Below are 23,583 nucleotides of genomic sequence, written 5' to 3'. Positions count from 1 at the left end.
GACGCTCACAGCGGGGTAGGCTGTTCGGGTGAGTATTGCAGCGGAATATCCCCAGGGCGGCATCCTGTTGGTTGACAAAGCAGGGGAATGGACAAGTCACGACGTTGTTGCCAAGTCGCGACGGGCACTCGGTACTCGCAAGGTTGGCCACGCTGGCACGCTCGATCCGATGGCAACTGGTCTCCTTGTGCTGGGGTTTGGCCCAGCCACCCGCCTCCTTACGCATCTCGTAGGCCTTGACAAGACGTACGAGACGACGATTCGCCTCGGGATCACGACCGTGACCGATGACCGTGAGGGCGAGATACTTGCGACCGCAGAGTCTGACGCTGTGCGAGCAGTCGCCGCAGACGGTGCGCGGATCGAGGCCGGCATCGAGGCTCTGACTGGCGCAATTGAGCAGGCTCCGAGCGCAGTGAGCGCAATCAAGGTCGATGGCGTGCGCGCATACGACCGTGTGCGCGCTGGTGAACAGGTCGAGCTCAAGAAGCGTCCGGTGACAATCCACCGATTTTCGGCGGGTGAGCCGAAGCTCACAAACACCGATGATTTCTCCGTCGTTGACATCGAAGCGGTCATTGACTGCTCATCTGGCACGTACATTCGCGCCCTCGCACGCGACCTCGGCGCTGACCTTGGCATCGGCGGTCACCTCACCGCACTGCGTCGAACCGCAGTTGGTCCGTTTAGCGTTGCCGACGCGAACTCGCTCGCTGAGTTGGCAGAGGGGCGGATCGCTCAGATCCTGACCCCGGCTAAGGTCGCGGCGACGCTCTTCCCAACCATTGAGCTGGACGCCAAGCAAACGCTCGATCTTGGCAATGGAAAGCGCGTGGAGTTCGGGACGACCGAACACGACGCACCGCTGGTGGCAGCGCTCGGCCCTGCGATCAATCCTGATGCCGACACGAACGACCCGGCTGCGGCTCCTCGTCTCGTCGGACTCATTGAAATCAAACGCGGTCGCGCCCGCGTGATTACGAACTTCCCTGTTCCCGAAGGAAACGCAGCATGATTCTCTGGTTCACAGTTGTCACGATTGCAGTGTCACTGATCGCTGCAGTGGTGTGTGCGCTCTACGCCGCGAAGAAATCTGGACCGAACGACTACACCCTCGGTGCGATGCTGCTCGTCGCTGTGCTCTTGCTCGTGCAGATCGTCATCTCGATTGTTGCCCCGATGACCGGCAATCATGCGCTTGGCGATCCACTCGAATTCTGGATGTACCTGATCGTCGCGTTCATCATGCCCATTGGCGCAGGGTTCTGGGCGCTGATCGACCGTACACGTTGGGCAAATCTGGTGCTTGCGGTGATTGGGCTCGCGGTGGCGGTCATGACCTATCGCATGTGGGTGATTTGGGCGATCGGCGCCTAACGTACTCAGCTTCACTGTCGTACCTCGGTTAGACTGCTGGGGTGTCAAACGTCGATCAGGTAACCACCGGCACCGGTGAAGTAACAGCAAGTACAGAGCGCCTTGGTGGGTTGGGCAAGGTCCTCATCTCGGCATACATTGTGCTTGCGCTTGCAGCAACGTTCCGTTCGGTCTACCAGATCATTTCGAAGTTCGACGAAGCGCCCGTCGCGTACTCGCTTTCGGCGCTTGCTGGCGTCGTCTATATCGTCGCTTCAATCGCGCTGATCAAGCGTCACGGAGTCTGGCGCAAGATCGCCTGGATCGCACTGTCGTTTGAGCTCGTCGGCGTGCTGGTCGTTGGGACGCTCAGCTTCACGGTGCCACAGTACTTTGCGCACGCTTCCGTCTGGTCGCAATTTGGCTCTGGCTATGTGTGGATCCCGCTCGTTCTTCCCGTTCTCGGCCTCATCTGGCTGTGGCGCACGCGTCCAGTAGCGAAGGCGTAATTCATGCTTACGGTTTCATCGGCAGATCAGGTCACGCCCGATCTGGTGAGTGGCGGATCGGTCGTAGCCGTCGGCAAGTTTGACGGCATTCACCTCGGCCATCGCAGCATTCTCGCGCGCATGCAGGAGGTCGCTGAGGCGGAGAACCTCACATCGACGGTCCTCACCTTCACCGATCATCCGATGCGGTTCTTGCGACCTGAAGCCTGTCCGGTCGCGCTCACGAGCCCTGAACAGCGGCTCGAACTTCTCGCGGATATCGGCGTAGATATCTGTGTCATGGTGGACTTTACTGCAGAGTTTGCGGCCATCCCCGCTGACGAGTTCATCTCCAATGTTTTGGTGCAGCAGCTCAATGCAAAGCACATCATTCTCGGCGCAGACTTCCGCTTCGGACACCGTGGGCAAGGTGACTCCGCGATGCTTATTGCGGCCGGGAAAGAGTTTGGCTTCACTGTCGAGGTCGTTGACGGCGTGACCTGTCCTGGCGTCGGGAACGTGTCTTCGTCGATGATTCGTGAGGCGTTGCGAGATGGCGACATGGAGGCCGCTGCACGAATGCTCGGTCGAACCTATGCGATCCGCGCCACCGTCGTGCACGGGGACGCGCGTGGCCGCGACCTCGGGTTCCCCACGGCGAACCTTGGTGGAGTCGTCGAAGGCAAGGTGCCGGCAGACGGCGTCTATGCGGGTTGGACCGTCATCGACGGTGAACGCAGGCAGGCCGCGATCTCGGTCGGGAACAACCCGACGTTCACGCCCGATGCTGAATCCCGAGTAGAAGCCTTCATTCTCGACTTCTCTGGTGACCTGTACGGAAAGTCGATTGAAGTGCAGTTCCTGCAACGTTTGCGAGGCATGGAGAAGTACGACTCGCTCGACGCGCTGCTCGAACAGATGCATGATGATGTGGTGCAGACCCGCAGGGTGCTAGAATCTGCGTAGACCGAGGTTTCGGTCGATAAGGTGTTGCGCCTCCGTGTTATTCACGTTGCTAGGCGCGCAACAGCACACCCCGCCGATCAGGAGATCCATTGGCAAGCAACGCTGGTACGCGCAAGTCTGCTTCGAAGAGTTCGTCGCGCTCGAATGGCCGTCGCAAGCACACACATAACGAGGGCATTATTCCGCTTCTCGCACGTGCAGTGCGCGAAGTTGAGGCTTCCGCTCAGCGGGGTAAAGCGACGCCGCAGAACCGCGCAAAGTTCCAGGCAATCGCGCTGCTCATGCGCGAAGAGCGTGCACGCGTGAAGACCGATGAAGAAGTCAGCGCGGCCGAGCGTGCTGAGACGCTCAAGCGCCTTGACGGTGTCGCTTCGATTCTCGCGAAGACCGCGGCTCGTGACACCAGCCTGATCACGCTGCTCGAACCGGCGGCAAACGTGCCAGAGGCAACGCGCGTGCTCAAGCGCAAGATGCTCGTTCAGGCAGGCATTGATGTTCCAGAAGAGGCGCCAGCTCCCGTTGAGACTGTCGTCGCGAAGGCTGTCCCTGCCGAACTTGCTGAACGCCAGGTCGAGCCTGCAGGCATTGAAGCCCGCATGCTCTCGAACCCCTTCCTCGCACCTGGTTTGGACGCACAGCGCGGCCCGACACCAGTTGTCCGGCTTGCGAACTGGGAGTTGTTGAGCCCACTACTGAAGTCATTCGAGCAGGGTGGCCAGGGGGCTGCGTGCATGGCGTTGCCTGATCCGCCAACCCCTGATCGACTCGCGCCACAGGGTCGCGAACTCATGCAGCATCAGGCGAAGTTCCTCGCGAGCGTGCGTGACGGCCACCGGAGCTTCTTGCTCGCTGATGAGCCTGGTCTGGGTAAGACGGCGCAGTCAGTGCTTGCTGCCTCCGTTGCGGACGCGTACCCGCTTCTTGTTGTCGTTCCGAACGTTGTGAAGATGAACTGGGCGCGCGAGGTTGAGCGCTGGACCCCGCAGCGTCGGGTCACGGTCATCCATGGTGATGGTCGCGACATGGACGCGTTTGCAGACGTGTTTGTCGTGAACTACGACATCTTGGACCGCCACCTCAGCTGGATCTCACGCTTCGGCTTCAAGGGCATGGTCGTTGATGAAGCGCACATGATCAAGAACGTGCAGTCGCAGCGCTCGAAGGCGGTGCTGTCGATTGCGGAAAGCATTCGTGAACGCACCCCAGGCATTCAGCCGTTGACGATTGCGCTGAGTGGTACCCCGCTCATCAATGAGGTCGATGACTTCCGTGCAATCTGGCGCTTCCTCGGTTGGACCGACGCTGAAAAGCCCGGCCCAGAACTGATGGCCAAGCTGGAGAATAACGGCTGGACTCCCGCCGATCCGGCGTTCTACCCTGCGGCGCGCGAAAGCGTCGTTTCGATGGGCATCGTACGTCGCCGCAAGATTGATGTTGCAGCGGATCTTCCCGCGAAGCGCGTCGTTGATCTTCCTGTCGAACTTGATGACGAGGTCGGCCGCGGTATTCGGGACGCTGAGACAAAGCTTGCTCGTAAGCTGCTTGATCGCTTCACTGTGGTGAAGAACGGCAAGCTGGGGGAGAAGCTCTCTGACGAAGCGATCATCCGCATGGTCTGCCTCCAGGAACTCGAAGAGGCGAACGCTTCAGCCGAGGGCCTCAACGTCTTCTCGATGGTTCGAACCATTGGTGAGGCCAAGGCCTCGCTTGCCGCCGACTACACGGCACAGCTTGCTCGCTCGGTCGGCAAGGTCGTATTCTTCGCGAAGCATATTCACGTGATGGATCGCGTCGAGGCGCAGCTCGCAGAGATGGGTCTGAAGACCGTGTCGATTCGCGGCGATCAGACGGCGACGTTCCGTCAGGAACAGATCGATGCGTTCAACAAGGATCCAGAGGTTGCAGTCGCGGTTTGCTCGCTCACGGCGGCTGGCGTTGGTGTCAACCTGCAGGCTTCCTCAAACGTCGTCCTTGCTGAACTCAGCTGGACTGATGCCGAGCAGACTCAGGCAATCGACCGCGTGCACCGTATCGGCCAGGTCGAGCCTGTCACCGCATGGCGAATCATCGCGGCGCAGACCATTGATGCGCGGATCGCTGAACTCATCGATGGCAAAGCCGGTCTTGCGGCGCGTGCACTCGATGGGGCTCCAGCGCAAGAAGAGAACGCCGATCCGGTCCAGCTGCTCGCGCTCATGAGCGTGCTCGAGCGAGCAACCGCAGCGAACTAGTCCCTGCGGGCTGTCACGGCACGGCTCACCGCGCACGACTGACAACACACGACACACGGTAGCCAGACTGTTGGTTGGCTAGGCTGACGCTATGAAGATTGGTGTCTTGTGCTCTGGTGGCGACAGTCCGGGAATGAACGCGGCAATTCGTGGAGCGGTGCTTCGCGGTACTGAGGTACACGGCTTTGAGATGGTCGGCTTCATTGACGGCTGGCGCGGCTTTCACGAACACGAGTGTGTTGAGCTGAATCGTCAGGCCGTTCGTGGGCTCTCCCCACGCGGCGGTGTGTTTATTGGCACGAGCCGGTGGTCTCCATTCCCTACGAAAAATGGGACGGAAGAAGAATTCGCAGGCTTGCGAAGCAAGATGGCCGATTACGGCCTTGATGGCATGATTCTCATTGGTGGTGACGGGACTCAACGGGTGGCAGGACTGCTCGCCGGGGCAGGCTTCAACGTGCTCGGACTGCCAAAGACCATCGACAATGACCTTGCTGGCACGGATTACACCTTTGGTTTCGACACCGCGGTAGGCATCGCGACCGAGGCTATCGATCGACTTCGCACGACTGGAGAGTCGCACAACCGGTGCATGGTGCTCGAAGTGATGGGCCGAGACGCGGGGTGGATCGCGCTGCACGCTGGTATCGCAGGTGGTGCTCACGTCATGCTCATTCCAGAACAACCTGAATCACTTGACCAGGTATGTGAGTGGGTGACCCACGTTGCTGATCGTGACCGATCAGCGCTTGTTGTCGTCGCAGAGGGGTTCGACTTCGCAGGTGAGGAGCCAGCGGAACTGCGTGGCGGCGCGCACGGCATCGGCGACCAGCTTGCCCAGCGCATCGAAGCATGCACGGGTATTGAGACGCGCGCAACAGTTTTGGGCCACCTGCAACGGGGTGGCTCGCCTTCTGCATTCGACCGGGTGCTTGCAACTCGGACTGGTATCGCCGGGGCTGATGCAATTGCTCGGGGCGAATGGGGCAACCTCATGGCATTGCGTGGCGACGAGATCGTGGCAGTCCCCATTATGGAGATTGCGGGAAAGCTCAAGCGCGTACCTGAAGAGCGTTACGCTGCGGTGCGGACGAACTTCGGATAGCGCAGAAAATGAGTGGGGGCGGATCCGCGCAAGCAGATCCGCCCTCTTGACCTTGTGGCGCTACGCAGCACCACAGTATGGAGCGTCTAGGCGCCCAGGCGTGCCTGGACGTCCTGGAGCGACGGGTTCGTCGCGGTAGTTCCGTCAGGGAACACCACGGTCGGAACGACTGCGTTGCCACCGTTGACTGACTTCACGAGTTCTTCAGTACCTGGAGTGTTCTCAATGTCAACGATCTCGTAGGCGATGCCAGTTTTGTCAAGCATGGTCTTCAGACGCTTGCAATAGCTGCACCAGCTGGTCGAGAACATAGTGATTGCGCCGCTTTCTGGGGTGAAATCGGCAATTTCAGCTGCACTCATGAGGTGCTCCTTTCAGGGCGTTTCAAGCCAATTCCCAGTTTATGATTTTCTGGCTGAGAACGCCTGGAAAATCCATATCTCTTGACGTGCGCGCTCAGCTTGACCTCTGGTTACTGAGGTGGAAACATTAAGTGACGAGCGTATGACTGGACGGCCACTCGCGGTTGGTTTCTCGCGCGTCGACATTCGCATTACATGCAAACGAAAAGAGACCGGTGGAACTCACGATCGTCGTCTTGCTAGTCATCGTGCTAGCGCTTTTCTTCGACTTCACGAACGGCTTCCATGACACCGCGAACGCGATGGCGACGCCCATCGCAACCGGTGCACTGAAGCCAAAGACCGCAGTCGCTTTGGCGGCCATTCTGAATCTTGTCGGCGCATTCCTCTCAACGGAGGTGGCGAAGACGATTTCAAACGGTCTCATCAATGAAGGCGAAGGTGGCGTGCTCATCACGCCAGAAATGATCTTCGCGGGCCTCATTGGTGCCGTTGTTTGGAACCTGGTGACGTGGCTCTACGGCTTGCCTTCGAGCTCATCGCACGCGCTCTTCGGCGGACTGATCGGCGCAGCGGTTGTCGGTGCCGGTTTTGGTGCTATCAACGGCGGCGGATTGGTCTCGAAGATCCTCCTCCCCGCTCTCATCGCACCGCTCACTGCGGGCATCGTGGCGTTCACGGCAACGAAGGTTGCGTATGCGATCACGCGTCGACACGACGGCAAGAAAGATGGCCGTGGTCGATTCCGTTACGCACAGATCGTTTCTTCGTCGCTGATCGCACTTGCCCACGGTACGAACGATGCGCAGAAGACCATGGGCGTGATTACCCTGACCTTGGTCGCCGCCAAGATGCAGGCCCCTGATACCGGGCCGCACCTGTGGGTCGTTATTACCTGTGCTCTTGCAATTGCAATTGGCACCTACTCAGGTGGCTGGCGAATCATCCGCACGATGGGTTCAGGCCTGACCGACGTCAAGCCGGCACAGGGCTTCGCAGCTGAGGTCAGCACCGCAGCGACCATTCTTGCGTCAAGCCATCTTGGTTTTGCGCTTTCGACGACGCAGGTCGCTTCGGGATCGGTCATTGGCTCCGGTCTCGGCCGACGTGGATCGACCGTTCGTTGGCGCACCGTTGGCCGTATCGCCTCGGGTTGGCTCTTTACCCTTCCGGCGGCCGGTATTGTCGGTGCGATTGCAGCATTTATCGCGCACCTTGGCATGGTCGGCATCATCATTGATGCGGTCGGTGGTGCGTTCGTTATTGGTTTCATCTTCTTCCGCTCACGTCGTAACGCCGTCACGGCATCGAACGCAATTGCCGATGTTGCTGAGGCAGGACACGCGGTTCGTATTCGTAAGAGCAAGGTCAAGCGTGTTCGCACGAAGACCGGCACTATTCCTCCACTCACTCCTGTGGCGCAGAGCGCAGTGCGTTCTGACAAGGCCGTCCGCGAAGCTGAGAAGGCCGCACGTGAGGCCGAGAAGGCAGCCGCTGCAGCAGAGAAGACGCAGAAGAAGGATGGCGACAAATGATCATTGACTGGATCGCATTCGTTCAGGTCTTCGGCGCAGCGCTCTTCGCGTCGGTCTTCGTCGTTGCCCTGTACTCGCTCGGTATTCGGTTCCTTGCGACACCGAAGCCGGCCCCGCGTCTTGCTGACGGCTCGACAGCACCCAACGGCCCCTCACGTGATGCTGAGGACGACGACCTCGAAGAGGACGGGCGCCCTGCATGGGCAACCGCAGGAGCATACGTTTGCTTCGGCCTCTCTGGCGTTGCCGTGCTTATTGGCATCTACTTGATCGTCCCTGCACTGCACGGTTAATCGCACTGTTTTACGGGCGGATCGGCGAAAGCTGATCCGCCCTTTTGCATTGTGTTGCCTCGTATCCATACTGTGAATTACATGCACCAGTAGGAAGCGCACCTCACTAGACTGATTCCTGTGGAAGAACAACGTGGTGAATCCCCGGTAGAACCGGTGGACCAGCGAAACGCGGCATATGAATTACCGCTCGGTATTCGTGTTGCCGCGGCCTGGTCGTGGCGACTGATCATTATTGTCATTGCCTCAGCAGCGCTGCTCTGGGGCATTGTGCAGGTGCGCATTATTGTCGTGCCTGTGCTGATTGCGATTTTGCTCACTGCACTGCTGATGCCTATTGTCAGCTGGTTCGAGCGACGTGGTTTGCCACGCTGGTCAGGCGTGATTTCTTCACTCGTGCTGCTGTTTGCGACGCTCTGGGTGCTCGTGACGCTCATCGTGTCGCAGCTCCGAAACGGTCTTGACGATCTCGTCACTCGCTCTGAGCAGGTGTGGCTGGAGTCTCTGCACTGGGTTGAACAGAACAGCTGGGGCCTTCCCGTCGATCAGATGAAGGGCTGGCTGCAAGAGTTCGTTTCGAGTCTCGGCAAATACCAGGGTGAAATCTGGAGCGGTGCCATGGGTGTTGCCGTCTCTGCTGGTCAGCTCATCACGGGTGCGTTGCTCACGTTCTTCACGCTGATCTTCTTGCTCATTGATGGTCGCCGAATCTGGATCTGGGTTGTCGGCTTCCTGCCAGCGAAGGCGCATTCGCCTGTCGACGCTGCGGGCCGCGCTGGTTGGCTGTCGGTTGGCCAGTACGTTCGCGTTCAGATCTTCGTCGCCTTCGTCGATGCGTTCGGCATTGGCATTGGTGCTGCAATTCTTGGGGTTCCGCTGCCGATTCCTATTGCCATCTTGGTGTTCCTGGGCTCGTTCATTCCGTTCCTTGGCGCAATCACCACTGGCATGCTTGCTGCGTTCATCGCGCTCGTCTACAACGGGCCAGTCAACGCCCTGCTGATGCTCGGTGTGGTCATTCTCGTGAACCAGATCGAGGGGCACGTTTTGCAGCCGCTCGTCATGGGTAGCGCCGTGCGCGTTCACCCGCTCGGGGTCGTGCTTGCGGTCTCGGCTGGTGCATTGCTCGCTGGCATTCCTGGCGCCTTGTTTGCTGTACCGCTCGCCGCATCAGCGAACGCAATCGTGAACACGCTCGTGCAGAAGAAATGGGACCCAAATATAGACCCGGCGGCTGAGTTTCATCGAAGAGACCACGTCAAACACGAAGCAAAATCTCGAGCGAAATACATTGCGCGGATCACGCGCAGAGGAGGAAACGCATGACCTGGCAGAACGGCTCACCCGAACTCGCTGACTTTGAGCGGACGCTCGGTGTTGTGCACCAGGTGACCCGCAAGACCCCGCTTGAGTCTTCGCGGTATCTCGCTGAGCTGCTCGATGTACCCAACGTGTTCTTGAAGTGTGAGAATCTTCAGCGCACTGGTGCATACAAGCTTCGCGGTGCATACAACCGACTCTCGCAGCTCACCGCTGAGGAGCGGGCACGTGGCGTCGTTGCAGCATCTGCGGGCAATCATGCACAGGGCGTCGCTTACGCCGCGCGTGAACTCGGTATCACCGCAACGATCTTCATGCCACTTGGCGTTGCACTGCCCAAACTTCAGGCGACCCGTGGGTACGGCGCAAATGTCGAACTCGTCGGTCAAACCTTTGACGCGACGAATGCCGCGGCGCAGGCCTTCGTCAAGAAGCAGGGCGCAATCTTCATTCCACCGTTCGATGACCCCGCGGTTGTCGAGGGGCAGGGGACCGTTGCGCTCGAGATGCTTGAGCTTGAGCCTGAGATCGAAAACATCGTCGTGCCGATTGGTGGTGGCGGTCTAATCGCTGGCATCGCTGTTGCTGCGAAGAAGTGGGCTGCTGAACATGGTCGTCAGATGCGCGTCATTGGCGTACAAGCTGAGAACGCCGCACCCTACCCGGTGTCGCTTAAAGCTGGTGAGCCTGTCACAATCGAAACTCGTCCGACAATCGCCGATGGCATTGCCGTCGCGCGTCCCGGCTCGTTGAACTTCGGACTGATCCGCGACTACGTTGATGAAGTGGTCACAGTGAGCGACGATGATATTGCTCGGGCGATCGTCATGCTCATCGAGCGCACAAAGCTCGTTGTTGAGCCTGCGGGTGCAGCGGGTGTGGCTGCGATGCTCGCTGGAAAGATCAAGGTCACGGGTAAGACCGCGACGATCCTCTCCGGTGGCAACATTGACCCGCTGCTGCTGCAGCGCGTGATCGGTCATGGTCTTGCTGCGTCGAAACGCTACCTGAAGCTGCGCATCCTGCTTCCTGATGTTCCTGGCCAGTTGGTGCGCACAGCGACGATCGTTGCAGAGCACAATGCGAATGTCGTTGAGGTCTTGCACACCCGACATGCGACTGAACTTCCTATCAGTGAAGTCGAGCTTGAACTTCATATTGAGACGCGGGGTTCTGATCACGGTGCCGAGGTGGTCGAGGCACTTCGTGCAGAGGGCTACTCAGTTAGAGTCGGTGAACGCTACTGACGTTCGCAGGTATTTGCACACCTGAAGGCGCCCTTCCAACAGTCTTGTTGGGAGGGCGCCTTCAACTCTGTGTCGTGCGTGTCGCTATGTGTGGAAGAACCACAAGTTGCACACCACATCTTTTGATGCGTCCGATTTCACCCCCTAAGGTGGTGGGTTAAGGGGGCACAACAGAGAGGTGTACTTCCGGTGGAGATTCTGGTTGTCGAAGATGACGAACGGGTTTCAGATGCGTTGAGCGCGTTTCTGGCGAGGTCTGGGTATAGCGTGCACCGAGCAACAGACGGCGCAGCTGCGATTGACGCTGTCGTTCCTGAGACCGAAGCGGTGATTCTGGATCTTGGTCTGCCAGATATTGATGGAATTGATGTGTGTCGGCGGATCCGCGCCTTTTCTGGCGTGCCGATTATTATCGCAACTGCCCGAAGCCAAGTGGAAGAACGCATTCGAGGTTTGCACGCTGGGGCAGATGACTTCGTGGTGAAGCCATACGACGTGCGTGAACTCGTCGCTCGAATTGAGGCGGTGACCCGACGCTCTCGTACGGTGCCTGGCCTCGGCGAACCTCGCCTCGTGATTGACGCGCAGGACGTCTACATTGACATCACGAATCGCTATGCAACGGTGGCCTCAACCGCGATTGAACTCACGCCAAAGGAGTTTGAGATTCTTGAGGTGCTCGCACGATACCCGGGAGTCCCGGTACCACGGGACCGCATCATTCGAGAGGTGTGGGGCACAGACTGGTCAGGCTTCAACCGGTCGCTCGAGGTGCACGTTGGGTCGATCCGCCGCAAACTCGATCCCAATTCGCTCATTGAAACCGTGCGCGGGCTCGGGTATCGACTCGCAGTGAGCTGAGAGATGCGAAAGCGGTTTGTCATCGCGTTCCTCACGCCCTTCATCGTGGTGATCATGGTGCTCGGCGGGGCGTACGCCTGGAGCCTCGCACGTACTGCGGAACAACGGCTTTCGAACCAGCAACTCGGCGATGCGCACTATTTCTTGTCGGTTGCACGGCAGGCACTCACCGACAACAATCCAACCGGTATTGCGTCTGACATGGAACGATACGGAGAACTGTACGGCGCAGAGATTGCGGTGTTTGACCGTGCCGGTGAGGTCTGGGCAGCTACGGACTCCTGGGACGTTGCAACGACTGAGGCCATTCGGCCTGCCGTGACGCTTGCGCTCTCGGGAAGGCGTGGGGAAGTGGCGACAGGTGTGTTGCCCTGGTCCCAGCAGCCAGCGACGATCGTCGAACCGATTGTGAAAGACGGGTTCGTCACCGGCGCCGTGTACATCGGCGTGAGCGTCGAACAGACGAGTCGTAATATTTGGGGTCAGTGGTTGCTGCTCGGTGGGGTCTCAGTTCTCATCGTTGGGCTTGCGACCCTGGTGATTCTCAGGCTCTCGACGTGGGTGTTGGCTCCGCTGCGGAGAGTCGATGATGCCATGCAAGCCTTCGCCCGAGGAGAGATGGAGGCACGCATCGTCGACACAACGGGACCGCCGGAATTACAATCTCAGATTCGACTTTTCAATACGATGGCGGCCGAGATTGACCAGGTTGTGACCCGGCAGCAGGAGTTCGTGCTCAACGCATCGCACGAACTACGGAATCCGCTTGGCGCACTGCTCATGCGCGTCGAAGTACTGGCAACTGGGCTTGGCGAGGAGTGGGCAGACGACATCGAAAAGACAAGAGATGATGGCAAGCGGATGACGCAGATCCTCGACACTCTCCTGCGTCTTGCCAGGTCGAACCAAAAAGAAGTTGCTTGTCTCACCGTGGATCTTGGTGAAATTGCCCGCGGTCGCGCGCTGGCGTGGCGGGAAGTCGCGCGCCAAAAATACATTCGAGTGATGGTGCAGTCTGAACCGGGACTCATGCTCGTTGGTGATCGCACTGCGATTGAAAGCGCGCTTGACGCTGTACTCGATAACGCAGTGAAGTTTTCACCAAGGGGCGGTCGAATCGAGGTGAGCGCTGAAAAGACTGTTGACGGGGCGCGGATCATCGTTTGCGATAGCGGACCAGGTCTCGCAACGTCAGACCTTGAGCGAGCAAAGGGGAGATTCTGGCGTAACACCCGAGACCAGAACGTTGCGGGATCTGGTCTCGGGCTGTCGATTGCGACCCAACTCCTTGAAAGCACCAATGGGCAACTGCTCTTGGAATCACCAGAGGGTGGTGGGTTGCACGTGGAACTTCGATTCACTGCAGTGGGTGATTTGGTATGAACACCGGGCGTTCGCGCAGAATCCTATCGACCGTCCTCGCGCTCATCGGGATGTTCATGCTGACTTCCTGTAATCAGCAACACGACCCTGTGGTGATCGCTGGTGGTAACCCTGGCGGGGTGTATCACGCCTACGGCAGCATGCTGGCAACCGAGCTTTCGGCGAACACTGGCCGTGAGGCAACGGTTGTCCAGACAGACGGGTCGGTAGAGAATCTGCAGCGTATCGGGAGTGGAGAGGCGCTGCTTGGCTTCGCACAAGGTGACACCGTCGCAGATGCGCTGACGGGAGCGGGCGACTTTTCTGAGCAGCTTGAGCTCGCAGCGGTGTCCCGACTGTATGACGAGTACGTCCACATCGTGGTTGCGAGGGACTCGGAGTTTGTGTCAATTTCTGACCTTGCAGATGCCAGAATTTCGCTTGGCTCGCCCGGATCTGGCGTGCAGGTCATTGCACACCGAATTCTCGAAGCCGCTGGTATTCGAGCGGGAGATGGCCTGAGTAGCGATGATGTCAGCGATTGGGTGACCCTTGGCACACAACAAGCTGCGAAGGCGTTGCAAAGCGAAGAGATCGATGCGTTTTTCTGGGTTGGTGCGATTCCTACGCCCGGCGTATCTGAACTGGCGGAGGCATTTCCGATCCGCATCCTTCCTGTGACACCTGACATCCTTGATCAGCTCAATGCGGATCATGCTGACGTCTATGGCCTATCCGAACTGCCACGTGGCACGTACGGCATCGACGACGGGACTCGAACCATGACAATCCCGAACTACCTGGTCACGGCGGCCGATGCTGACCGAGGTGAGATCCGCGAGGTCGCGAACAGCCTGTTTGCTGGGCGTGCTGCGATTGCTCGGCAGGTGCCTGCCGCAGCGCTGCTCGACATACGCGAAGCAATCTTTACTGGCCAGCTGCCGTTGCATCCTGGTGCAGCGGAGTACTACAGATCTCAGCGTCACTAGCAAGCCACGCAAGCGGCAAACTGGCTGCCAACTTCACCCAAATGAGCACAAACCTCAAGTAATGCTCAAGCGCTTCCTCAAGATCAGCTCAAGTGGCTGAACCCGAGCAACATCCACCTCTAACGTGATGATCTGACCGGTTCAACGATGAAGCGATCGACCCCCTGATACCGCGAGATCGATACATGTCTCGCGATGCCTCTGCGTTGAACCGTCGAATGACCAACGTCCCAGCGCACTCGCTTCGGACGAACGAATCCAACGGTGGAGGCAAGATGAGCGCGAACGAACCGCTTGTCGTCGTAGAGAACGTGCAAAAGCACTATGGCGAGTTTCAAGCATTGACTGATGTCAATCTGTCGGTGAATGCTGGCGAAGTCGTGGTGATCGTTGGGCCATCCGGCTCTGGCAAGTCAACGCTGTGCCGCACGATTAACCGGCTTGAAACGATTACGAGCGGTGCGATCCGCATCGACGGTACGGAGCTCCCCGCGGAGGGGCGCGGACTTGCACAGTTGCGTGCAGATGTTGGCATGGTGTTCCAATCCTTCAATCTGTTCGCGCACCTCACGATTCTCGAAAATGTGACGCTCGGTCCGATCCGCGTCCGAGGAATGAAACCGGCAGATGCTGAGCGCGAGGCGATGGAACTGCTCGCCCGTGTTGGCGTCGACAAGCAGTCAGCGAAACTGCCAGCACAGCTGTCTGGTGGTCAGCAGCAGCGCGTGGCCATCGCTCGGGCGCTCGCGATGCAACCGAAGGTCATGCTTTTTGACGAGCCAACGTCTGCCCTTGATCCAGAGATGATCACTGAGGTGCTCGACGTCATGGTGCAGCTCGCGCAGCAAGGAATGACGATGATCGTCGTCACCCATGAGATGGGGTTCGCGCGCAAAGCGGCGGATCGCGTGGTGTTCATGGCTGACGGCCGCATTATCGAGCAGGCGACTCCTGACGAGTTCTTCCTGCACCCGCAGAGCGAGCGCGCAAAAGACTTCTTGTCCAAACTCATCACCCACTAAGTCACGTGCGTGGCCGTCTCTCGGCGCGCACACAATGAAAGGAAGACACCATGCGACGTACACGTCTCATTGCGGGGCTCGGCATTGTGGCCGCTCTCGCACTCACCGGCTGCGCGAGCGGCTCTCCAGGTGACTCGTCGACGGATTCAGCAACAGATGGCGCAGGCGCCACCAGCACTCCATGGGAGGTGGCAACTGACGTATCACTCGAAGGCAGCCCAACGTATGACGCGATGGTGGAACGTGGTGGCGTCATCGTCGGTGTGAAGGAAGATCAGCCTGGCCTCGGGTACCTCGATGTCACCACGCAAGCACGCACGGGCTTCGACGTTGATACCGCGCGTTGGATCGCAGCTTCGCTCGGCTTCGACGAAGAACAGATCACTTTCAAAGCGATCGCTTCGGTGAACCGTGAACAGGCAATTAAAAACGGTGACATCGATTACTACGTCGGCACGTACTCGATAAATGACAAGCGCAAGCAAGACATCGACTTTGCTGGGCCGTACTTTGAGACCGGCCAGGGCCTGCTCGTTGCACAGGATGCGCCAGAGGTCACCACGATCGAAGAGCTTGACGGCAAGACTGTCTGTTCTGCAACTGGTTCGACCCCGATTCAGAACATCAAGGCAAACTTCCCCGGAATCAAGACGCAGGAATATGACCTGTACTCAGCGTGTGTCGAGGACCTCATCAACGGGCAGGTAGACGCTGTCACAACTGACCAGGCGATCCTCATCGGCTATGCAGCGCAGTACCCAGAAGACATCAAAGTCACGGGAGGCCTCTTCACACAAGAGCTGTATGGCGTCGGCCTTCCGAAGGGTGACGATGCATTGCGTACTTGGATCAATACGGTGCTGACTGATGGTGGCGACATCTGGAAAGCAATCTTCAAGAACAATCTTGGCTCCTCAGGAATCGTTGTAGATCAGCCCAAGGTCGACGCCTACTAGGCGACGTCGAATTCCTATCGTTCCTGAGTGTGGGGCGGGCTCGCCCCACACTCAGCCTGTTTGAGAGAGGAAGACGCATGGACGTCATCTTCGGAAACCTCGACCTTTGGGGTACCGCCACGAAGAACACCCTGATTGTGTTCTTCGGCGGTGGCATCATCGCGCTCATTCTTGGCAGCCTCATCGGAGCAATGCGTGTTTCGCCGGTTCCTATCGCTCGTGGCGTCGGGGCCGCGTATGTGAATCTCATTCGAAATACGCCGTTGACGCTGGTCTTTTTCTTCTTTGTGCTCGGTTACCCCGCACTTGGTCTCCCAAAGCTCAGCACGATTGTGCTGTGTGTTCTCGCGATCGGCATTTACACGGCGACCTATGTCGCTGAGGTGCTGCGCGCGGGGATCTCAACCGTGCCGGTGGGGCAGGCAGAGGCTGCGCGGGCGATTGGCCTGCCATTCGGCCAGGTGATGACGCTTGTCGTACTGCCGCAGGCTTTCCGATCGGTCGTTCCGCCAATGATGAGTGTGTTCATCGCGCTGCTGAAGAACACGACGATCGCTGCAGGGTTTTCTGTCGCGGAACTCGCCGCGTTGCGTGCAACGATCAACGATGCTGCCGACCGTCCTGGCAGCCCAATGGAAGTGCTGCTTTGGGTAGCAGCGGTGTTTGTGGTGCTGGTGTTCATCTTGAGTGTGATGCAGAACCGGCTTGAAAGGAAGTGGAGGATCGTGCGATGACCGCAATGCTGTACGACGTTCCTGGCCCAAAGGCCGAGCGACGCCATCGGGTACTTGCGGTGGTGACGGTCGTGGTGGTCGCCGCAATCGTTGCGGCCATCGTGTATCGCTTTGCGCTGTCGGGCCAATTTTCAGCGGCAAAGTGGCAAGTGTTCACCTACACAACGGTGTGGGTCCAGATTGCCCAGGCACTTGGCAAAACACTTGCGGCGTTCGCCGCAGCAGCCGTGCTCAGTATGGTCTTTGGATTTGTGCTCGCGATCGGTCGGCTGTCGGACCACGCATGGGTTCGGCGTCCAACACTGGTGATTACCGAAATCTGCCGTGCGGTCCCAGTTCTCGTCATGATGATGCTGTTGTACTACGGACTACCGAGTGTTGGTATTCGAATGGAGCCGTACTGGGCAGTTGTGCTTGCGCTGATGGTCTACAACGGCTCAGTCATTGCAGAGACCATTCGCGCCGGGGTCGAAGCCCTTCCACAGGGACAAGCTGAGGCGGGCTATTCGATTGGCTTGCGAAAGAGTGGCGTGATGCGACTGATTCTCCTGCCGCAGGCGATCCGCGCAATGCTGCCAGTGCTTGTGGCTCAGCTCGTTGTCACGATGAAAGACACTGCGCTTGGCTTCATCATTACCTACCCAGAGCTGTTGTATCTCGCGAAGCTGATGAGTAGTTCGCCTGGGCGACCGCTGTTGCAGTCGGCGTTTGTGATCGGCGGTATCTACATCGTGCTCTGCGTCATTCTGTCGGCGTGTGCGCGTCTCGTTGAACGTCGCATGCGCCAGTCTCACGCGCGAGTGAGCGCTGGCGGCAGTGAAGCACCTGATCCGCGTCAGCATGATCGTCCCGTGACCGAGGTGCTTGCAGTGCAGTATCTCGAGGACGAACGCGACCGCTCGTAGAGGCAGCTCTCTTCGCCCGAAACAGTGGTGCCCCGGTGCTTGCCAAGCTGGCAAGCACCGGGGCACCACTGCGTGAGGAGTTAGCCCTGGTAGGTCTCAACCTCGAGTACCTGAACTGGAATCTGGTTGCCGTTGGGTGCGGCGTAGCTGACCTTGTCGCCAACCTTCAGGCCGAGGATTGCCTTCCCGAGAGGGCTCTCAGCGCTGAATACGTCGAGGTCGGATCCGTCAGCAAGCTCACGGCTGCCAAGGAGGAAGCGGGTCTTGTCGCCGAAGATTTCAGCGGTAATGATGGTGCCGATCTCGACAATTCCCTGCGCCTCCGGCGCCTCGCCGACGACGACGGTCTTGAGGAGCGCCTCGATGTCGCGAATACGAGCTTCCATCTTGCCCTGCTCATCTTTTGCGGCGTGGTAGCCGCCATTCTCCTTAAGATCGCCTTCTTCGCGCGCAGCTTCGATGCGTGCCGCGATGTCCTTGCGACCGGGGCCCGACAGTTCGTCGAGCTCTGCCTGCAGTCGGTCAAATGCCTCCTGGGTCAGCCAGGTCTGCGTGGTGTCTGCCATGTGATGGGCTCCATTTTCGTGGGGAGTGGTGCCCGCTAAATGCGGGAGCGCGCCCGGTCTGCGAATATCGCAGTGGACGCGCGGCAAGCTCGGGGATGGATGCCCGGGCTCCAACCAGGGTATCAGCGAGCGCCGATAAGGTGGGGAGTAATGTCCATGAAGCTTGCGATTGCCGATCACGCCACACGTGATGATCTTCGAATTTTCCTCGAACGTCTCCAAAAAGCCGGAGAAAGCGAGGTGCGGATCGTCACACGCGATGCCGTGCTCGCTGTGTACGGGTGCACCCAAGCCCCGACGACACTGCTTGACTCTTCACCGGTGGTGCTGGTCATGCGCGCCTTCGCGCTGAAGGAAGCGCCGGAATCCGTCGTCGATGTTGTTGTGCAGGGACGTGCCCTGCTCGACAGAATTGCTCACATGGGCATGCTCGGTTTGAGCCTCGACGTTCCTGACGTGACCGCGATGGCCGCATGGACCGGAGTATTGCCGCCAACCGCTGGTTGGGATCCGATGTGCGTCGTCGATGCACAGTCGCTTGCGACCGTTGCGGAACAGGGGATTGAACGCGTCAATACCGCGTTGCCAGAATCACCCGGCGAAGCCGTGGTGCAGCAGGTGCGTCGCTCGGTGTGGGGCGCTGAAATTGCGCCTGGTCTGCCGGCGGCAGCAGCATTTGCTGCGGAGACCATGGGATTCCTGCGTGATGAAACGACATTGCGCGTCGTCAAATCGCGAACATGGACACGCATGTCTGGTTCGCGCGGGCACGTACTGATCCGTACGTCAGGGCTGTAAGGTCACCCGCCGCTTTAGGGGAGTAGCCATGCGGCTGCAATGCGCGGTGTTTAGCTGAGCCGTATCGACAAGCCCATTGGGGCGTGCAACGGGGCGTCTACTGAGTGTCGACAGCCCAGCATTCGTGCGCAGCGGCAGATACTGCGGGGCCAGTCGTCTTCAGCTCGGTCGACACCTTGTGGTTCGTGGCCTGATCGGTGGGGATCTCAACGACCTTCCACCCAACAGTTGCCTTCGCGCGGTTCAGCGCTTCGACGGAACATGCCACTTTCACGTCGGCAGGCGCAGTCACCGAAAAACGTGCAGAAACGGTCTGCTCATCGATGATGTCCATGCCGATGTTTTGCATGTTGATCTGGTTGTTTTTCTCCCAGCCGCCAAAAAAGACGACCGCGAGACCCGCGAGAATTGCGATGGCTGCAATGCTCCAGCCGACACGGCGATCGATCCGCTTATTGCGGCCAGCGCCATACCGATCAGCGAGGGCGTCATGCGACGTCACGGGAACCTCCAGCTTGATAATTTTTGGCCTACTAGAATTGAGTCCAAATGCCAGCGTAGCGGTCTCTCCCGGGAGAGACATGGAAGGGATGCGGATGACGCTCAGGCTTATCGCGGTGCATGCGCACCCTGACGACGAGTCCAGCAAGGGTGCAGCAACGTACGCGCACTACCTCGAACAAGGGGTAGAAGTGCTGATCGTGAGTTGCACCGGTGGGGAACGCGGGGATGTGCTCAACGAGCTCGTCGCGCGCGATCCACGCAGCCGTCGTGACCTCGCGGGAGTGCGACGCGCAGAAATGGAGCGTGCGCAAGAGATCATCGGGTTTGAGCACACGTGGCTCGGCTACGAGGATTCTGGGTTGCCAGAGGCTGGCGATCCGCTGCCTGAAAACTGCTTCGCAAAGGTGCCGACCGAGATCTCTGCAGAGGTGCTTGTCGGCATCGTGCGTGACTTTCAGCCGCACGTCATGATTACGTACAACGAGCAGGGCGGCTACCCGCACCCTGATCACATTCGTTGCCACGAAATCAGCAAGATCGCTTGGGACCTTTCGGGCGACGCAGAGTCATTCCCAGAGGCCGGCGAGCCGTGGACGATCAAGAAGATGTACTACGAAGAGATCTTCAACTCTGAGCGTGTGAACGCCGTGTACAACTGGCTTGAAGCGAATGATCCTGAGTCAGAGCTGCTGCCACAGTTCACTGAGCTGCGTGACTGGATGAGTAAGCGCGGCTATTCCGGTACAGCAAAGGTCGACGTGAGTCGCTTCTTTGAGAAGCGAGATGAGGCGCTTCGCGCACACGCGAGCCAAGTTGCACCTGACAGCAATTTCTTCTTCTGGCCAAACGACCTGCAACGCCAGGCCTGGCCGTTCGAGGATTACCGCCTTGCCGCATCACGAGTGATGACGAGCGAGTTTGAGACTGATTTGTTCCAAGGAATTGAGGAGAACGCGTGAGTATCACCGCACTGACCACCTGGGCGCTTGAGACCGAGACTGAGTTCGACGCGAACGCCGTCTCACCGGGTGTAGAGGGCTTCCTGTTTACGGCGCTGTTCGCTGCAGCGGTGATCGTCCTCGGCTTCCTGCTCGTGCGTCGCATTCGCCGCAGCCAGTACCGCGCAGAGGTTCGGGAAGACATCGCCAACGAGCTCGCAGGTGGCGAAGCTTCGGCAACGCCAGACGCGAACCCGACCGCCTAATCCGGCGCGCTTCCTGTGGTGACACCGGAGTCGGTGCTGCGGGACGTCTTCGGCTATGAAGCGTTCCGCGGCGAGCAGGCCGCGATCATTGACCACGTTGTTGGTGGTGGTGACGCGGTCGTGCTCATGCCGACTGGCGGCGGTAAATCGCTGTGTTACCAGATCCCCGCGCTTGTACGTGAGGGAACCGGCGTCGTTTTGTCGCCCCTGGTCGCGCTCATGCACGACCAGGTTATGGCGCTCCGGCTAGCGGGGGTAAACGCAGGCGCACTGAATTCGGCGATGTCTCCAGAAGAGCGGGCCGACGTTGAACGACAGTTTCTCGCGGGGACGCTTGAGGTCCTCTATCTGGCGCCTGAGCGGCTTGCTGTTCCAGCGACCGTCGAGTTCTTGCAGCGCGGCAACATCTCGCTCTTCGCGATTGATGAGGCACACTGTGTGTCACAGTGGGGCCACGACTTCCGCCCTGACTATCTTCGGCTCGGCATGCTCGCTGAGGTGTGGCCCGAAGTGCCTCGGATCGCGCTGACAGCGACCGCAACTCCGGCGACGCACCAAGAACTGACCGAGCGCCTCCATCTTGGCAACGCCAGACACTTCGTCTCGAGCTTTGACCGTCCGAATATCAAATATCAGATCGCCTCGAAGCAGAACGCACGTGCGCAGCTCATTTCGTTCGTGCGTGATAACCATGCAGGAGACGCAGGTATCGTCTACGCGCTGAGCCGGAAGAAGGTCGAACAGACTGCGACGGCTCTTCGCCAAGCAGGCATCGATGCGATGCCGTACCACGCGGGTCTGCCTGCAGAGCAGCGATTGAATACGCAGCGTCGATTCCTCGGTGAAGACGGCGTCGTCGTGGTGGCCACAATTGCATTTGGCATGGGCATCGACAAGCCAGACGTGCGCTTTGTTGCACACATTGACCTGCCAAAATCGATCGAGGGCTACTACCAAGAGACCGGTCGCGCAGGTCGCGATGGCGCCCCCTCTGAAGCCTGGATGGCATACGGCCTGCAGGACGTCGTGCAGCAGCGCCAGATGATCGAGAACAATGACGGCGATGTTGCCACCAAACTGAATCAAACCCAGCACCTCGGGCATATGCTCGCGCTGTGTGAGACCGTGACGTGTCGACGTGGTTTCCTGTTGAACTATTTCGGCGAGAGCAACCGGGCGGCAGATGAAAACTGCGGCAACTGTGATGTCTGCCTCGATCCACCAAAGCTCTGGGACGCGACGATTCCTGCCCAGAAGCTGCTCTCCACCATCATTCGTATTCACCGGGAACGCGGCCGGACATTCGCCGCAGGTCAGCACATTGATGTGTTGCGCGGTACCGCCTCAGAACGAACGAGTTTGCTCAAGCTAGATGAGATTTCTACGTGGGGGATCGGTAAAGATCTCTCCGTTGCACAGTGGCGCGGAGTAGTTCGCCACCTCATCGCAGTTGGCATTGTCGAGTCACGCGGCGAGTGGGGCGTCTTGCAGCCCACTGAGGAAGCCGTCGCCGTGCAGCGCGGAGAACGCCAGGTCATGATGCGCGAGGAAGTGGTGGCACGCGCAGCGGCAAGCGGTTCTGCACGTGGTGGATCCGGCGGCAGCGGGAAAAGATCCGCGGCAGCAGCCGAACTCACCCCGGAACAGACTGAGGTCTTCGAACGGTTGCGTGTGTGGCGAGCTGGCGAAGCGCAGGAACAGGGCGTGCCAGGGTATGTCGTGTTCGGAGATGCGACACTCGCAGCGCTTGCGAAGCATCAGCCACAGGACGACGTCGGGCTGCTCGCCATCTCAGGCATTGGCGAAGTGAAACTCGAGCGCTACGGTGCCGCTGTGCTCCAGGTGATGGGCGGCCGGTAGTCACTTCATCATTGAACGTGTGGTCGCTGCTGCGATCCGCGCCCACAACTACCGCAGGTAGAAAGGATCGAGCGCAAGCAGCAGGGCTGATGTCCAATGGCAGAGGAACGCGAGCACGGTCAGCGTGTGGAAGATCTCATGGAAGCCGAAGACGCCGGGCACGGGGTTTGGGCGCTTGAGGGCATACACCACCGACCCGACTGAATAGAGCAAGCCGCCGACCACAACGAGAATCATCGCGGCTGGGCTCGCTCGGTAGATATCGCCGAGGTACATCACTGCGACCCAACCGAGCGCGAGATACAGCGGGACGTAGAGCCAACGCGGGGCGTTAATCCAGAAGACGCGGAATCCGATGCCAAGAAGCGCGCCCGCCCATATGACGCACAGCAGAATAATGCCGGTCTTGAGTGGTAGCGCAAGGAGCGCGATCGGGGTGTAGGTGCCTGCGATGAGCAAGAAGATGTTCGCGTGATCGAGGCGGCGGAACAGCTGCTTCGTCGAATCTTCCCAATTAATGCGGTGGTAGAGCGCCGAAATTCCGAAGAGCAGAGAGCTCGAAAGGAGATACACGACCGCTGCCCACTTGGCAACTGGTCCGTGCGCGAGCGCGATGAGGACGATACCTGCTGCGACGGCTATCGGGAATGTTCCTGCGTGGATCCAACCGCGCCATGCTGGCTTGGGTTGGCCATGCACGTCCAGAGCGGCAGAGGCGTGCGCTGTGTGTTCGAGTTCCTCAGCGAGGAGCGGGATCGACAGCTTGTCTGGCTCGGGGAAACGACGGCCCGCACTGTCAGGCGCACCAGGGGCATCGTCATCTGACTGGAGTGGGGCGCCTGAAGTGGTCATAGGTCGAGTGTATGTTCCCAACAGTTTTGCATGGGTATATGTGTTGAGGATCGCCAGCTAAATTTCA

General features: G+C 59.1%; 25 protein-coding genes. 21 read left to right on the top strand and 4 right to left on the bottom strand.

Going from position 1 to position 23,583, the window contains the following annotated elements; genetic code table 11:
* The first annotated feature begins 28 nt into the window (after nucleotides 1-28).
* The 6 genes from truB to FW756_RS01985 all read left to right on the top strand — a co-directional run bounded on the left by truB (nucleotide 29) and on the right by FW756_RS01985 (nucleotide 6,146).
* Entirely contained in the window at nucleotides 29-1,015 is a 987-nt protein-coding gene (gene truB / locus FW756_RS02010) for a tRNA pseudouridine(55) synthase TruB (protein WP_446428509.1), read from the top strand.
* The gene (locus FW756_RS02005; RefSeq protein WP_446428508.1) at nucleotides 1,012-1,377 is read left to right on the top strand and encodes a hypothetical protein; all 366 of its coding nucleotides are present in this window, start codon (nucleotides 1,012-1,014) and stop codon (nucleotides 1,375-1,377) included. Before truB ends, FW756_RS02005 begins: the two co-directional genes overlap by 4 nt.
* A gap of 41 nt (nucleotides 1,378-1,418) precedes the next feature.
* Nucleotides 1,419-1,865 (top strand): hypothetical protein, encoded by a 447-nt coding sequence (locus FW756_RS02000; RefSeq protein ID WP_446428507.1) that lies wholly within the window; start codon nucleotides 1,419-1,421, stop codon nucleotides 1,863-1,865.
* 3 nt (nucleotides 1,866-1,868) lie between these two features.
* Nucleotides 1,869-2,810, top strand: a complete 942-nt coding sequence (locus FW756_RS01995) for a bifunctional riboflavin kinase/FAD synthetase (protein ID WP_446428506.1) — start codon at nucleotides 1,869-1,871, stop codon at nucleotides 2,808-2,810.
* Nucleotides 2,811-2,899: 89 nt separating this feature from the next.
* Nucleotides 2,900-5,041, top strand: a complete 2,142-nt coding sequence (locus FW756_RS01990; protein ID WP_446428505.1) for a DEAD/DEAH box helicase — start codon at nucleotides 2,900-2,902, stop codon at nucleotides 5,039-5,041.
* Nucleotides 5,042-5,132: 91 nt separating this feature from the next.
* Entirely contained in the window at nucleotides 5,133-6,146 is a 1,014-nt protein-coding gene (locus FW756_RS01985; protein ID WP_446428504.1) for an ATP-dependent 6-phosphofructokinase, read from the top strand.
* 86 nt (nucleotides 6,147-6,232) lie between these two features.
* On the opposite strand, the gene FW756_RS01980 is transcribed toward FW756_RS01985, so the two are convergent.
* Nucleotides 6,233-6,508, bottom strand: a complete 276-nt coding sequence (locus FW756_RS01980; RefSeq protein WP_446428503.1) for a mycoredoxin — start codon at nucleotides 6,506-6,508, stop codon at nucleotides 6,233-6,235.
* A gap of 215 nt (nucleotides 6,509-6,723) precedes the next feature.
* On the opposite strand from FW756_RS01980, the gene FW756_RS01975 reads away from it, so the two are divergent.
* From FW756_RS01975 to FW756_RS01925, 11 genes are all read left to right on the top strand, one after another.
* A complete protein-coding gene (locus FW756_RS01975; RefSeq protein WP_446428502.1) occupies nucleotides 6,724-8,043 on the top strand; it encodes an anion permease in 1,320 nt (439 codons plus the stop codon).
* Nucleotides 8,043-8,336 carry a hypothetical protein gene (locus tag FW756_RS01970; RefSeq protein ID WP_446428731.1) on the top strand — a complete coding sequence of 98 codons (294 nt, stop codon included), beginning with the start codon at nucleotides 8,043-8,045 and terminating at the stop codon, nucleotides 8,334-8,336. Before FW756_RS01975 ends, FW756_RS01970 begins: the two co-directional genes overlap by 1 nt.
* 120 nt (nucleotides 8,337-8,456) lie before the next feature.
* On the top strand, nucleotides 8,457-9,662 hold the full coding sequence (locus FW756_RS01965; protein ID WP_446428501.1) for an AI-2E family transporter: 1,206 nt from the start codon (nucleotides 8,457-8,459) through the stop codon (nucleotides 9,660-9,662).
* Nucleotides 9,659-10,903, top strand: a complete 1,245-nt coding sequence (gene ilvA, locus FW756_RS01960; RefSeq protein WP_446428500.1) for a threonine ammonia-lyase — start codon at nucleotides 9,659-9,661, stop codon at nucleotides 10,901-10,903. Before FW756_RS01965 ends, ilvA begins: the two co-directional genes overlap by 4 nt.
* A gap of 189 nt (nucleotides 10,904-11,092) precedes the next feature.
* Nucleotides 11,093-11,764, top strand: coding sequence for a response regulator transcription factor (locus tag FW756_RS01955; protein ID WP_446428499.1), 672 nt, complete (start codon nucleotides 11,093-11,095; stop codon nucleotides 11,762-11,764).
* 3 nt (nucleotides 11,765-11,767) lie between these two features.
* Nucleotides 11,768-13,147, top strand: a complete 1,380-nt coding sequence (locus FW756_RS01950) for a sensor histidine kinase (RefSeq protein ID WP_446428498.1) — start codon at nucleotides 11,768-11,770, stop codon at nucleotides 13,145-13,147.
* Nucleotides 13,144-14,115 (top strand): TAXI family TRAP transporter solute-binding subunit, encoded by a 972-nt coding sequence (locus tag FW756_RS01945; RefSeq protein ID WP_446428497.1) that lies wholly within the window; start codon nucleotides 13,144-13,146, stop codon nucleotides 14,113-14,115. The genes FW756_RS01950 and FW756_RS01945 overlap by 4 nt, the downstream gene beginning before the upstream one ends.
* 275 nt (nucleotides 14,116-14,390) lie before the next feature.
* Nucleotides 14,391-15,137: an amino acid ABC transporter ATP-binding protein gene (locus FW756_RS01940; protein ID WP_446428496.1), complete on the top strand. Its 747-nt coding sequence runs from the start codon at nucleotides 14,391-14,393 to the stop codon at nucleotides 15,135-15,137.
* 50 nt (nucleotides 15,138-15,187) lie between these two features.
* On the top strand, nucleotides 15,188-16,093 hold the full coding sequence (locus tag FW756_RS01935; RefSeq protein ID WP_446428495.1) for a glutamate ABC transporter substrate-binding protein: 906 nt from the start codon (nucleotides 15,188-15,190) through the stop codon (nucleotides 16,091-16,093).
* A gap of 77 nt (nucleotides 16,094-16,170) precedes the next feature.
* Nucleotides 16,171-16,827 (top strand): amino acid ABC transporter permease, encoded by a 657-nt coding sequence (locus FW756_RS01930; protein WP_446428494.1) that lies wholly within the window; start codon nucleotides 16,171-16,173, stop codon nucleotides 16,825-16,827.
* A complete protein-coding gene (locus tag FW756_RS01925; RefSeq protein ID WP_446428493.1) occupies nucleotides 16,824-17,732 on the top strand; it encodes an amino acid ABC transporter permease in 909 nt (302 codons plus the stop codon). The genes FW756_RS01930 and FW756_RS01925 overlap by 4 nt, the downstream gene beginning before the upstream one ends.
* Nucleotides 17,733-17,812: 80 nt before the next feature.
* Here the strand turns inward: FW756_RS01925 and greA are convergent, their stop codons facing one another.
* Nucleotides 17,813-18,298, bottom strand: a complete 486-nt coding sequence (gene greA, locus FW756_RS01920; protein ID WP_446428492.1) for a transcription elongation factor GreA — start codon at nucleotides 18,296-18,298, stop codon at nucleotides 17,813-17,815.
* A 150-nt stretch (nucleotides 18,299-18,448) separates the two neighbouring features.
* Between greA and FW756_RS01915 the strand changes: the two genes are divergently transcribed.
* A complete protein-coding gene (locus tag FW756_RS01915) occupies nucleotides 18,449-19,096 on the top strand; it encodes a hypothetical protein (protein ID WP_446428491.1) in 648 nt (215 codons plus the stop codon).
* A 97-nt stretch (nucleotides 19,097-19,193) separates the two neighbouring features.
* On the opposite strand, the gene FW756_RS01910 is transcribed toward FW756_RS01915, so the two are convergent.
* Nucleotides 19,194-19,598 (bottom strand): DUF4307 domain-containing protein, encoded by a 405-nt coding sequence (locus tag FW756_RS01910; RefSeq protein WP_446428490.1) that lies wholly within the window; start codon nucleotides 19,596-19,598, stop codon nucleotides 19,194-19,196.
* Nucleotides 19,599-19,692: 94 nt separating this feature from the next.
* Here FW756_RS01910 and mca point away from each other — a divergent pair, with 94 nt between their 5' ends.
* Genes mca through recQ form a run of 3 tightly spaced genes read left to right on the top strand, consistent with a single transcriptional unit; the run spans nucleotide 19,693 to nucleotide 22,664 of the window.
* Nucleotides 19,693-20,559, top strand: a complete 867-nt coding sequence (gene mca, locus FW756_RS01905) for a mycothiol conjugate amidase Mca (RefSeq protein WP_446428489.1) — start codon at nucleotides 19,693-19,695, stop codon at nucleotides 20,557-20,559.
* Nucleotides 20,556-20,804, top strand: coding sequence for a hypothetical protein (locus FW756_RS01900; RefSeq protein WP_446428488.1), 249 nt, complete (start codon nucleotides 20,556-20,558; stop codon nucleotides 20,802-20,804). The genes mca and FW756_RS01900 overlap by 4 nt, the downstream gene beginning before the upstream one ends.
* 15 nt (nucleotides 20,805-20,819) lie before the next feature.
* On the top strand, nucleotides 20,820-22,664 hold the full coding sequence (gene recQ, locus FW756_RS01895) for a DNA helicase RecQ (RefSeq protein ID WP_446428487.1): 1,845 nt from the start codon (nucleotides 20,820-20,822) through the stop codon (nucleotides 22,662-22,664).
* 48 nt (nucleotides 22,665-22,712) lie between these two features.
* On the opposite strand, the gene trhA is transcribed toward recQ, so the two are convergent.
* Nucleotides 22,713-23,516 (bottom strand): PAQR family membrane homeostasis protein TrhA, encoded by an 804-nt coding sequence (gene trhA / locus FW756_RS01890; RefSeq protein ID WP_446428486.1) that lies wholly within the window; start codon nucleotides 23,514-23,516, stop codon nucleotides 22,713-22,715.
* Nucleotides 23,517-23,583 lie beyond the last annotated feature (67 nt).

The sequence above is a fragment of the Leucobacter sp. 1207-22 genome (assembly GCF_052850455.1).
Note: the sequence above shows the minus strand (reverse complement) of the source record. Positions and strands in the feature narration are given on the sequence as shown.